Annotated in this window: 14 protein-coding genes; 8 read left to right on the forward strand and 6 right to left on the reverse strand. The window is 59.7% G+C overall.

What is annotated here, in order from left to right; translation table 11 throughout:
- On the reverse strand, positions 1-2,610 hold a 2,610-nt coding region (locus tag Q0R16_RS03855), incomplete at its 3' end, for an SNF2-related protein (protein ID WP_295632165.1).
- Between the two features lie 612 nt (positions 2,611-3,222).
- Here Q0R16_RS03855 and Q0R16_RS03860 point away from each other — a divergent pair.
- From Q0R16_RS03860 to Q0R16_RS03885, 6 genes are all read left to right on the forward strand, one after another.
- Complete coding sequence (locus Q0R16_RS03860) at positions 3,223-3,402, forward strand: hypothetical protein (RefSeq protein WP_295632168.1); 180 nt, start codon at positions 3,223-3,225, stop codon at positions 3,400-3,402.
- Positions 3,399-3,800, forward strand: a complete 402-nt coding sequence (locus Q0R16_RS03865; RefSeq protein WP_295632172.1) for a DUF3768 domain-containing protein — start codon at positions 3,399-3,401, stop codon at positions 3,798-3,800. The genes Q0R16_RS03860 and Q0R16_RS03865 overlap by 4 nt, the downstream gene beginning before the upstream one ends.
- 13 nt (positions 3,801-3,813) lie before the next feature.
- Positions 3,814-4,008, forward strand: coding sequence for a hypothetical protein (locus Q0R16_RS03870; protein WP_295632175.1), 195 nt, complete (start codon positions 3,814-3,816; stop codon positions 4,006-4,008).
- A gap of 201 nt (positions 4,009-4,209) precedes the next feature.
- Positions 4,210-4,479, forward strand: coding sequence for an AbrB/MazE/SpoVT family DNA-binding domain-containing protein (locus tag Q0R16_RS03875; protein WP_295632181.1), 270 nt, complete (start codon positions 4,210-4,212; stop codon positions 4,477-4,479).
- Positions 4,480-4,490: 11 nt separating this feature from the next.
- Entirely contained in the window at positions 4,491-4,877 is a 387-nt protein-coding gene (locus Q0R16_RS03880) for a type II toxin-antitoxin system VapC family toxin (RefSeq protein WP_295632183.1), read from the forward strand.
- A gap of 253 nt (positions 4,878-5,130) precedes the next feature.
- The gene (locus Q0R16_RS03885) at positions 5,131-5,481 is read left to right on the forward strand and encodes a single-stranded DNA-binding protein (protein ID WP_295632186.1); all 351 of its coding nucleotides are present in this window, start codon (positions 5,131-5,133) and stop codon (positions 5,479-5,481) included.
- Positions 5,482-5,576: 95 nt separating this feature from the next.
- Here Q0R16_RS03885 and Q0R16_RS03890 read toward each other — a convergent pair whose 3' ends face one another.
- Complete coding sequence (locus tag Q0R16_RS03890; protein ID WP_295632189.1) at positions 5,577-5,915, reverse strand: antibiotic biosynthesis monooxygenase; 339 nt, start codon at positions 5,913-5,915, stop codon at positions 5,577-5,579.
- Entirely contained in the window at positions 5,912-6,931 is a 1,020-nt protein-coding gene (locus tag Q0R16_RS03895; RefSeq protein ID WP_295632191.1) for an alpha/beta hydrolase, read from the reverse strand. Before Q0R16_RS03895 ends, Q0R16_RS03890 begins: the two co-directional genes overlap by 4 nt.
- Positions 6,932-6,996: 65 nt before the next feature.
- Between Q0R16_RS03895 and Q0R16_RS03900 the strand changes: the two genes are divergently transcribed.
- Complete coding sequence (locus tag Q0R16_RS03900) at positions 6,997-7,671, forward strand: winged helix-turn-helix domain-containing protein (protein ID WP_295632194.1); 675 nt, start codon at positions 6,997-6,999, stop codon at positions 7,669-7,671.
- A gap of 72 nt (positions 7,672-7,743) precedes the next feature.
- Here the strand turns inward: Q0R16_RS03900 and Q0R16_RS03905 are convergent, their stop codons facing one another.
- The 3 genes from Q0R16_RS03905 to Q0R16_RS03915 are packed head-to-tail and all read right to left on the reverse strand — an operon-like array spanning position 7,744 to position 9,856.
- Complete coding sequence (locus Q0R16_RS03905; protein ID WP_295632197.1) at positions 7,744-9,261, reverse strand: type IV secretory system conjugative DNA transfer family protein; 1,518 nt, start codon at positions 9,259-9,261, stop codon at positions 7,744-7,746.
- 3 nt (positions 9,262-9,264) lie between these two features.
- Positions 9,265-9,513, reverse strand: coding sequence for a conjugal transfer protein TraD (locus Q0R16_RS03910; RefSeq protein WP_295632200.1), 249 nt, complete (start codon positions 9,511-9,513; stop codon positions 9,265-9,267).
- A gap of 37 nt (positions 9,514-9,550) precedes the next feature.
- Positions 9,551-9,856, reverse strand: coding sequence for a conjugal transfer protein TraD (locus Q0R16_RS03915; RefSeq protein ID WP_295632203.1), 306 nt, complete (start codon positions 9,854-9,856; stop codon positions 9,551-9,553).
- A gap of 175 nt (positions 9,857-10,031) precedes the next feature.
- Between Q0R16_RS03915 and mobQ the strand changes: the two genes are divergently transcribed.
- Positions 10,032-10,700, forward strand: a 669-nt coding sequence (mobQ, locus tag Q0R16_RS03920) for a MobQ family relaxase (RefSeq protein WP_295632206.1), incomplete at its 3' end; no start/stop codon positions are given.

Consider the following 10,700-nt stretch of genomic DNA (forward strand, 5'->3'; position numbering starts at 1 on the left):
CTTGACCTCGGTTTCCAGCGCATCAATCTGGGCATCAAGTTCGATTTCAATATCCGCTGCGTAGCGATCCAGCCGGTCTTCTTCGGCCTGAATCCACGCAAAATTCTCATTCTTGATCTTGTCGGAAAAGGCCGCGAACTGCGTATGTTCGATAGCTTTGAGCGATGCTTCATCGGGCGCGGTCAGCGCGGGTGACGGCGTTCTCTTGGCGGGAACCATGAACATCTTGTCTGCCACTTCGCCCGAAATGAGCGCCCCGGCATCGCTGCTACAGGCAATCAGCAATTCTTCGCGCAGGGCATCGGGCGTGGGCATCACTGCCCGGAACACCCGCAGCCAGCCGGACTGCCCGGCCAAATCCTTCACCGCACCCATTTGCCCCGCATAGGGAAAATCATCGGGCCGGAATGTCAGTGCGGCGGATTGGCTCGCATGATCGCGCGCTTTGGCGGCTTCGACGATTTCCAACCCCAGGCCATCCGACACGCGCAAGAATTGCCAATCATTGTCATCGGCAATCGGCCACTCGGTCGTGAACGTGAGTCCATTTAGATCGAACCGCTGGCTGTCTGGCGCGGGAAACGCCGCACCGGGCAATTCCGCTTTGGCGATGGTCAGGAGCCTTTGCCGGAATTCTGGCACGCTGGTTGCCAGTTCCGCCTCGCGGTGATGCAGCTTTGCAATCACTTCGCTATCGAGCGCACCCAGCACCTTGGCGCGGGCCTCTTCCATATCGGCGTCAATCTTATCCTCGATTGAGGATTTGAGGGCATCAAATTCAAACTCCGCCTGTTCGGGGGTGCGGCAGTCCTGCACGATGCGCAGCACTTCGCGTTCAAAATCCAAGCCGCTGACCAGTGCGCCGAGAACTTCGTCGCTCGCGCCGAACACTCCCTCGAACAAGTGGAATTTATGGGCGAGCAGATCGTGAATGCGTTGCTCTGTCTGGTTTTTGAGATTGAGCATGTTGACCACGGTGACGTCGATCAACTGTCCGTAGCGGTGACAACGCCCGATACGCTGTTCGACGCGCTGCGGATTCCACGGCAGATCATAGTTGACGATTAGCGAGCAGAACTGAAGGTTGATGCCTTCCGCGCCGCTTTCGGTAGCGATCAAAATGGCCTTGTCATCACCCTTGAACGCCTCGACAATCGCTGCCTTCATATCGGCCGACTTCGAGCCGGAAATCTTGTCGGTTCCCTTGTGGCGCTCCTTCCAAGCCGCATAAACTTCCTTGCTGGCAGGGTCAGCATTGGAGCCATTCATCAAGACTATCTGTCCTGCATAGCCATGCCTGCCGAGCAGCTCGTTCAGATAGGTTTGAGTGCGGACGCTTTCGGTGAAGATCACCGCTTTGCGTTTGCCGCCCTTGTTGGCGATTTCATCAAGCACCGTTGGCAGTTGGTGCAGCAGCACTTCGCCCTTGGCATTGCTCCCGATCGAGCGGGCCAGCGCAAGATAGGTTTCCAGTTCGGCGATTTCCGCCGCCAGCTTCACTGGATCAATGGATTCGGCCTTATCGGCCTCGTCATCGACATCGGCCTCTTCAAACGTCGTTTCGATGTCCTCCACGTCATCCGTAATGTCCAACGTCGCGCGTTCCTTGCGCCGCAGCCGTTCGATCAATTTGTCGAGATAGCTGGCAACGGCGAAGGTCGATGAGCCGAGGATTTTGCGAACTTGCAGAACGACAAGCTGGTTGGCCTTGTCGCCATAGGAAATGCTGTCCTTGCGCTGCAAGAATGCCGACAGGCTATTGTAGAGTGTGAGTTCGTCGGCTGAAGGATCAAAGGTGAAGGTGCGGGCATTGCGCCGCTTGAAATTGATATGTCCCGCCTTTTGCACCTGTTTGCGCAGCGTCTGGTGACAGATCGGAGCCAGCCGTTCTTTCAGCACGTCTAGCGCGCTGGTATTGGCCGAAGCGCCCGCATACTGGGCCTTGAACGCATTTTCGCCGCCGAAATGCTCGTCGTCGATCACCGAGACGATGCCGTAGAGTTCCATGAGCGAATTTTGTAACGGCGTTGCCGTCAGCAGGATTTTGAACGGGTCTTGCAGCGCGGCTTTCAGTTCCTTGGCGCGCTGGGAGCCGCCCTTCTTATACACATTGCGTAAGCGGTGGGCTTCGTCGAAGACCACGAGATCCCATTGCGCGGCGCGCAGTTCATCAGCCTTGCGGGCGGCAAATTCATAGGATGAGATGACAATGCCATCTGCGGACTCAAACGGGCGGGCGACCTTGTCCTTTTTCATCGCCTTATAGGTCGCGGCCTCAATGATGGTGCTGCGAAGGGAAAATTTTTCAAATAGCTCCTGTTGCCACTGTTTCCGTAGTGAGGCGGGGACAATCAGGATGATCCGGCGCTTATGCTCGGCCCATCTTTGGGAAATGACTAGGCCCGCTTCAATCGTTTTCCCTAATCCAACTTCATCGGCGAGTAGGACGCCCTTGGAAAGCGGAGACTTGAGGGCGAAAAGTGCCGCATCAACTTGATGTGGATTCATTTCAACCCGCGCCGAAGTGAGCGAACGTGTAAACGCTTCGTCGTCGGTGCCTGCCAGAGTTAGCTTATGGGCATGATAATGTGCGTGAAGCTGCGTAAACACTAATAGAGTCTTCCGTATTTGTTGCTTAAATCTTTGGCACGGTTTGCATTTTCAGACAAACCATATCCTCGATTTTCTGGTAAGCGGAGGTTCAGAACCGAGTGCGCTGCCGTGCGGCAACCTGCTCTATTCGCTTACGCGAACCAAGCCTAGAGTCTTGGCCGTTCCGGTGACGATCAGGAGCGTGGGAAGTTGAGCGGGAAATTCCAAGGTCGCACTCTTTCCCGCTTCGCTCCTTGAGGGTGCGGCTTCCCTGAGCTGACCCGCTGGCGCTCTTGCCTCTCTCCTTGTCGGATGGGCGCTGGCGCACAGTTGCGCGCGCACACCATCCGCCGACGTCGCGCCGTGCAAGGGTGCCGTTTTTGGTGCCGCGGTGCGGTTGAGGGAGGCTGATCGCCTCCGTTTCCTGATGGTGTGGGAACGCCAAGGGCTTTGCCCTCTCGTTCCCAAAGCAGAATAGCCGCCCCCGAGTGGCGGTCGCTGCGCGCCCGCTGGCCCGCGCCAGGGCGGCGATTCAGCTTTCCCTCCCCCTCCCATCCTCGCCGGAAGGCAGAGCCGCAGGTCGCAGAGCGATGCGGCTTTCAGCCTATGAGGAGGCAGGAAATGTGTGATTTGCAGTTGATGTATCGGGAGTGCGGGGCCGAGACCCGCGACGATTATCTGCGCGACGTGGCGAACGAGAACGGGTTGCCGTTGGAGTGTGTGCGGCGGATCGCCGACCGGCTTGGCGAGCGCGAGGATTTCGGGGCGCTGATCCTGATTTGCGAAAGCCGCAGGGGGCGGGTGCAATGAGCGCGACCCTTGCGAGCCAGTGCGAGCGGACGGCGCTGATTGCCCGATTGAATGATCGGGCGCGGCAGGCGATGGGGCTGGCCTGCACCGCTTTTGTGACAGTCGGGTTCCGCTCGCTGCTTGATGCCGACCAGTCCCGCGTCCGCGAACTGATCGAAACTTATGACGCCTTCGACGAGGACAGCGACCCGCACGGCGAGCGCGATTTCGGGGCCGTCTATCAGCTTGCCGATGGCCGTTGGACGACCGAACGCCCGAGGGCGCGCGACGACGAGCGCGAACGGGTGTTCTGGAAGCTGGACTATTACGACCGCGATTTGCGGTTCGGCAGCGACGACCCGGCCAACCCCGCCGTCACGCGGCGGGTGCTGACCATCATGCTGGCGCAAGAATATTGAGCGGGTGCAGACAATGGCCAAGCGCAAGACGTTACCGCAGATCACGCCGCCCGACCCCGCCCAGATCATGATGGCGGGTGTTGCGCCCGTCAGCATGGGGGAGCGGCTTGGCTGGCTGGCCAATCAGCCGATGCAGCCCCGCCGAGCACAGCGCCCGCTCGACATCGGATTCTGGAATCCGATGCGCGACCAGATCGAGATGTTTTGACGATTGCCCAATGACCCATCCCGCAATTTCGAGGCCCGTCCGTTCGGACGGGCCAAGCCCGATACCTTCGCCATCGGACCGCCAGCGGCGCGGCGGCTTTTTGCCGCCGCGCCGCTTCGGGAAATGGAGTGGCGCGCGATTTTGCCTTTCACCAATCATCAATTTGTGATAGATTAAAGTCTATATTGAGGAGTCTCCGTCATGGGTCAAACCGCCAAGCTATTTCAGAACGGCAAAAGCCAAGCCGTGCGCCTGCCGCTCAGCTACCGCTTTGAGGGTAGCGAAGTGAGTATCCGGCGCGATGAGCAGACCGGCGATGTCATCCTGTCGCGCAAGCCAGAGAGCCTTGCAGAGTTTTTCGCGTTTGCGCGAAAGCTGAAAGCTGACATCCCCGGAGATTTTCTCGGCGAAGATGAGAGGCGGACAGCGCCGCAGGATCGCGATCCCTTCGAGGGGTGGGAAGAAGCGTGACGATACGCTATTTGCTCGACACCAATGCGGCCAGCGCGATCCTGCGGCAGCGGGAGCCGGTTTGCGCTCGCGCCGCATCGGTGCCGCTTTCGGCACTGGCAATTTCCTCGGTCACGGCTGGCGAGATGCACTACGGTCTGGCGAAGCGCCCGCAGGCGACGGCACTTGCCAAGCTGGTGCGCGAGTTTCTGCGTTATACCGATATTCTGCCCTGGAGCGATGCCATCGCGCCGCATTACGGAACCCTGCGTGCCGCGCTCGAAGCCAAGGGCGTCACTATCGCGCCGCTCGATTTGATGATTGCGGCCCATGCACTGGCGATTGATGCCACGCTCGTCAGCGCCGATCAGGCACTTTCGATGATCGACATCCTCAAGGTGGAGGACTGGAGCGTCTGACAGCATCGGCCTGCCAGCCCCAAATATCCAAACCGCATTCTGCACTGAAAACCCAACCGCGTATCAGCTTCTGTCCTTGATTGACGGAAATTGGCCGCTTGCACCGCCTTGATGCGCGCAAGCAAAAAACCGACGTTTCACGCCTACGGTTTCCATGAATGGAGCCTCCGTTTTTTGGCTTGCGCGCAGGCGGGGCGCGGCCCTGTCATGTCCGTCAGGACATTTCGCCTGACGCTCAATCAGGAGAAGTCTCGTGAAGGATATTACAGAATTTCACATCATCGGGCGCATCGGCAAGATCGACGCCGACAAGAAGGTCACCCACATTTCAGTTGCCGCCAACTACAACCGCTTTGATGGGCACAGCTGGAAATCCAATGCCCGCTGGAACCGGCTCACCTTTTTCGGCGAATTGCGCGACAAGCTCGCCAAGGCCGACATTGGCGATCTCGTCCGCGTCACCGGGAGCATCGGTCAATCGAGCTATAAGGCTGATGGCCGAACCAACTACTCGGTCGACCTGATCGTCGACAGTTTCGCGATCCTCGCCAAAGCCCGGCGCAATGCGGGCGACTTTGAGCCCGGCGAGCGGCCCGACGAATGACAACTCGGCGGGGCGGCTTTGCCGCCCCGCTTTATTCGGGAGATAGCTGCGACCGGTTTGTTGGGGGGAGCTGACAGGCGGGTTTCTATGCTCGCTTACCGCCACGCGCGATCATTTGGCGCTTCTGCGCGGTTGTGCAGTCCATAGTCACGGATGATGGACGCAACGCGCAGCCGGTAGTCAAAAAACACCCCTTGTCTGCCTGATCCTTGCGCGGTCTGATGGCCACAATGTGCCCGCCAGCGGGTCAAAGCAGCCTCATCCTCCCAGATTGACAATGACAATAGCTTGCCTGGCGTTGACAGGCTCTCAAACCGTTCGATCGAGACAAATCCCTCCATTTCGTCAAGTTCGCTGCGCAGGCTTTGGGCAAGATCGAGATAAATGGGCTTGCCTTCGTCGGTTGGCTGCACTTCGAATATGACTGCGATCATCGCCTCAATCCTTCGCGCAGGAAGGTATTGATCGCAGACCACAGCAGAGTGCGGTTGGTTTCGATGTGCGCAAGGTGACCGCTTTCCAAGATGACGGCTTCGCGAAATGGCCCGGCAATACGGGTTCGCAACCGCTCGGCGTCCGCAGCGGTCGACAGGCTGTCCCATTCGCCCCGAACAAGCAATGTCGGGCAACGGAGCAGGCGTGGATCGTAGAGGTCACCGCCGCCCCAGCTCGCCAATATGTCAGCTTGCGGCCCGGTCGGAACCTTAACCGCAGGGGGCATGCGCGATGCGGCGTCAGGATCGGTAGCCAGCCATGCAGGTCCCCATTGCGCAAGGTCGGGCTCGGCAAGCACATTGGCATGGCCCGGAGGCGTATCATTGATGAAACGCGCACGCTGTTCGGCGACAGTCAGCAAGCGCCAGGCCGGGATGCCAGCGCCACTTGCGGGCAAGTTGTTGCCGGGCGCAGCGCCGCTTGGTTGACGCGGCAAGATGGGTCCAAACAGCACCAGCCGGTCGACTAATTCTGGATGATCGCAGGCAAAGCGCGACGCCGGGATCGTGCCCCAGCTGTGCGATATGATGGAAAGCCGGGCTGCACCTGTGGCGGCCAGCACATGGCGGACGGCACGCGCAATTTGTTGAGCCGCATCCACTGCTCGCAAGGGGATCGGCGACGCGTCAGCCGCTGCGGCAAACGCCGGAGGCCGATCTGATCCGCCAAAGCCCTCGAAATCGAACGCCCATGGGTCGAACCCGGCGCGATGCAGCGCGCCTTCCCATGAGCCGCCATCGGCAAAACGATAGCCGACTGACAGTGCCGAGGGAAATGTTGCGCCGTGCACATAGAGCACTGGCGGCGCCCCGTGATTGCGTAGATTGCGAATGTGCAAGCGCGGCGACCCTACCACATCGCCAAATCGCACGCGCCTTTGTCGCGCTTGTGCCTTGCCTGTCATAACCATGCCTCCAGCGGCCACCGTTGCGGCCATGAATGTTCTGCGGTTCATCATCATCTCCCTGGATGCTGCTGTAGCGGCTTGCATAGAGAAAATGCTTCGTTCACTATCAAACTATGTTTGAAGGCCCCGACATTGCCGAAGTCGCTGCGCTGATGGGCGATCCGGCGCGTGCACGGATGCTAAGTGCATTGATGGACGGACGGGCTTGGACGCCCAGCGAACTTGCTGCGATGGCCGGCGTGGGCGCATCAACTGCGAGCGCCCATCTCACCCGGTTGCGCGCCGGCAGCTTGATCAGCGAAGTGAAGCAGGGGCGTCATCGCTATGTCCGCCTTGCCGGACCTGATGTGGCGCAGGCGATTGAAGCATTGCAGGTCTTATCGGCACACGCTGCGCCGAAACGTCGCCCTGGTCCGCGCGATGAACAGCTTCGCTTTGCGCGCACATGTTATGGGCATTTAGCTGGAACGGCGGGGGTGCGTTTGTTCGCTTATCTGACCGAACTGGACTCTATAGCAGCGTCGGCAAGGGGATGGGTGATGACTGCCAATGGGGCGGCATGGGCTTCAACCCATCTCGGTATATCAGTGGCGGCAGGGCAGCACCACGGGCGCTCTTGTCTCGATTGGAGCGAGCGATGCGAACATCTTGGCGGCGAGCTTGGCCGCACATTGTTAGGTGCGATGGCCAAGGCGGGACTAGTTAGCATCGGAAATGCACGCAACGTCACGCCGCTGTCGGCTGGAATCGCGCTACTTCCAGAGGTCTTTAGCTCGACCGGCGATTAACGAACGGCGGGTTTCAAGACACTGATTCTCTTGAACGAATGTCCGCAATCTTGTCGATTGCCGCCATGCGCATCACGCATCATCAAACATCCCCACAAAGTCGTTGTCGGCGTAATATTTCAATTTCTTTACGATCAGCGGGCTTTCGCCGACGCGCATGAGCAGCAGCGTGTCCGGCGCGAGCTTCATGATCTCGTTCGGGTCCATCAGATTACGGGTGGCGAGGTGTTGGGTTTTGCTCACGGATCGTTCTGGGTCTTTGACGATCACGTCCCGTTCGCTCTGTCCGCCGGTTTCGTAGGTGATGGTTTCGCGTCCCATCGTCTTTGAGAGCATATCGGCGGTGTCAAAGTCATTGACCCCGAAGGCTTGAAGGACACCGGCATTGGAAAGGAACGTCCCGGCGTTCTTCCCATAGAGGCTGCGTAACTGGTGAATGTCCTGCAAGATCGGCCAGAGTTGCAGGCCGTATCCGGCCATTAGGCCCATTGCGCGCTCGACGGGTTGCAGCCGCCCGAGCGCGGCAAATTCATCGAGCAGGAACAGCACCGGGCGCGGCGGCTTGGCGGACGACCGCGCCATTTCGTTGATCGACTGCGCGAGCAGAAGACGCAGCCACCGCGCATAGGTATCGAGCCGGTCAGGCGGGAGGATCAGGAACACCGTCGCCACTTCGTTCTTGAGATCGGCAAACGCGAAGTCCGACCCGCCCACCACAGCTGCGATGCGCGGGCTATCGAGAAAATGGGTGTGCCGCTGCGCACCCGACAGCACGCCCGCCGCCTCGCGGTGCGATTTGCTCAGGTAGCGATTGGCGGCGCGCGCTATCAATCCGCCAGCACCTTCGCTCGCCTGCATCACCGTTAGCAGTGCGGCGAAGTCGTCAGGGGCCAGCGTCAGATATTCCCGAACACTGGTCAGATTCCGGTGCGCAGCATCGTCATGGCAGATGACATAAAGGATGATGCCCGAGATCAGGGCTTTGGCCTCTTCGTTCCAATGCGCTTCGGTTTCATTTTCGTCGAACACCAGCGCATCGGCGAGCGTCATCGCATCTTCGGCCAGATCGAGGCTGTCTGCTTGCAATTGGTCGAGCGGATTATAGCGTTCCGTTGCCCGTCCCGAGATTGCGAACGGATCGAGGCAATAAACCGGCCCGAACGCTTCCCGCTGGCGTAGTGTCACACGGGCATTCTCACCCTTCGGGTCAATGCAGACCACCGACCGATTGGCGGTGAGCAGATTGGGAATGATCGTTCCGACACCCTTGCCCGAGCGCGTCGGGGCAATGGTGATGAGATGGGCAGGGCCGTCATACCGAAGCATCCGGCCAAAGGTATCACGCCCGATCAGCAGATCGCCCTTGTTCTTCGCGAGCGCGTTGACATCGGCGCGCGATCCGAACTGCGCCGAACCAAGCGTGGTATCGGGGCGGGCGAGCCGCACCTTGAGGTAAATGCCCCCGATCCACAGGGCAAGGCCACCAATCAGGATCGACCAGAATGAGGTGTGCGTCTTCGGTAGCCACCATGCGATGAGCAGCACTCCGGCGAACAGCATCAACGCGCACCCGAGGAGCCGATCCTTCACCGATCAATCCTCCTTGGCTGGAGCGTCAGCCGACAACGCGGCATCCGCAGCTTCGGCATCGAACGCGCGTTTGCCCCGGCGTTTCCACAGCGCCAGCGCGGTCGCGCCGTCATCATCCCCGGCGCGACCGGCAAGATCGAGCATCGCGCCGTAAAGCGTGGCGCGATCATCGCTCGCGAGTTCGACCAAGCCTGATTTCTGGACGAGACCGCCCAGTTCAATCAGGTGCCTTGTCCGCTCGCGTCGCTCCACCACCCACTCCCGTGTATCAAATCGTCGTTGTCCTGATTCAGCGCGTCGCCTCGCCGCCGCGTTCTTCGCCAACGCCCGTTCGCTTGTTACCAACGCGGCCAACAGTCTTTCGCGCCCGCCGTTGAAAGAAGGCAGCGCCTTTCGACGCCCATGCCTCCTTCGCCTTTTCATCGCTTGATTCCAAGGCATCGAGCAGCACCCCGGCGAGCGTTGCCGCGTCGAGCATGTCGGCACCTGTGGCAGTTACAAGCGCGCCAAGCTGCTCGACTTTGCGGGCCTTAATCAGCCGCGCCTTGTCGCTGAGCGCTTTCAGTTCAGCATCATAATCCCGGACTTTACGCATAGCGCACCTCCGATTACTGGCATCAATAGATGCAGCGTAAGCGCAAACCGCGTCTCCGACAACTGCGCCATTCCAAAAGCGAAGCAAGTCACGCCAAAAGTGACGAAGACAATTTTGAGTGCGCGCTTATACGTTGTTGCCAACGTCGCTTGAAAGTGAGAGACTTTCGTTCGTCATGGCGATCTACCATTTCTCTGCCAAAGTTGTCAGTCGCGCCAATGGGTCGAGCGCGGTTGCATCGGCTGCCTACCGCGCTGCCGAACGCCTGACCGACGAACGCCTTGGCCGCGACCATGACTTTACCAACAAGGCCGGTGTCGTTCATTCCGAGATCATGTTACCCGAGGGTGCGCCGGAACGGCTCGCTGACCGCGAGACGCTTTGGAATGCGGTTGAGGCGGGCGAGGTTAGGAAGGACGCGCAGCTTGCCCGCGATGTCGAGTTTGCGATTCCACGGGAGATGAACGAGGCTGACGGCATCGCATTGGCGCGTGATTTTGTCGCCCGCGAGTTCGTCGCGCGCGGCATGATCGCCGACCTCAATGTCCATTGGGACAAGGCCGCCGATGGCAGTCCCAAGCCCCACGCCCATGTCATGCTGTCGATGCGGGAGGTTGGCCCAGATGGCTTTGGTCAAAAGGAGCGCGACTGGAATAGTAAAGAGCTTCTTGGAGCATGGCGGGAGAGCTGGGCCGACCATGTAAACACCCGCATGGCCGAGCTTGGCCTTGAGGCGCGGGTCGATCATCGGACATTGGAAGCCCAAGGCATCCCGCTTGAGCCACAGCACAAGATAGGTGCGGCGGGATCACGACGCGAGATGAACGGCGAGGATGCCGAGCGC

The sequence above is a fragment of the Novosphingobium sp. genome (genome assembly GCF_025351285.1).
Taxonomy (GTDB): domain Bacteria; phylum Pseudomonadota; class Alphaproteobacteria; order Sphingomonadales; family Sphingomonadaceae; genus Novosphingobium.

Excerpts from the sequence above, each read along its gene's own strand:
- Q0R16_RS03865 (WP_295632172.1), top strand. The coding sequence starts at position 3,399 with ATGAGCGCGACCCTTGCGAGCCAGTGCGAGCGGACGGCGCTGATTGCC.
- Q0R16_RS03870 (WP_295632175.1), top strand. The coding sequence starts at position 3,814 with ATGGCCAAGCGCAAGACGTTACCGCAGATCACGCCGCCCGACCCCGCC.
- Q0R16_RS03875 (WP_295632181.1), top strand. The coding sequence starts at position 4,210 with ATGGGTCAAACCGCCAAGCTATTTCAGAACGGCAAAAGCCAAGCCGTG.
- Q0R16_RS03890 (WP_295632189.1), bottom strand. The coding sequence starts at position 5,915 with ATGATCGCAGTCATATTCGAAGTGCAGCCAACCGACGAAGGCAAGCCC.
- Q0R16_RS03895 (WP_295632191.1), bottom strand. The coding sequence starts at position 6,931 with ATGAACCGCAGAACATTCATGGCCGCAACGGTGGCCGCTGGAGGCATG.
- Q0R16_RS03900 (WP_295632194.1), top strand. The coding sequence starts at position 6,997 with ATGTTTGAAGGCCCCGACATTGCCGAAGTCGCTGCGCTGATGGGCGAT.
- Q0R16_RS03915 (WP_295632203.1), bottom strand. The coding sequence starts at position 9,856 with ATGCGTAAAGTCCGGGATTATGATGCTGAACTGAAAGCGCTCAGCGAC.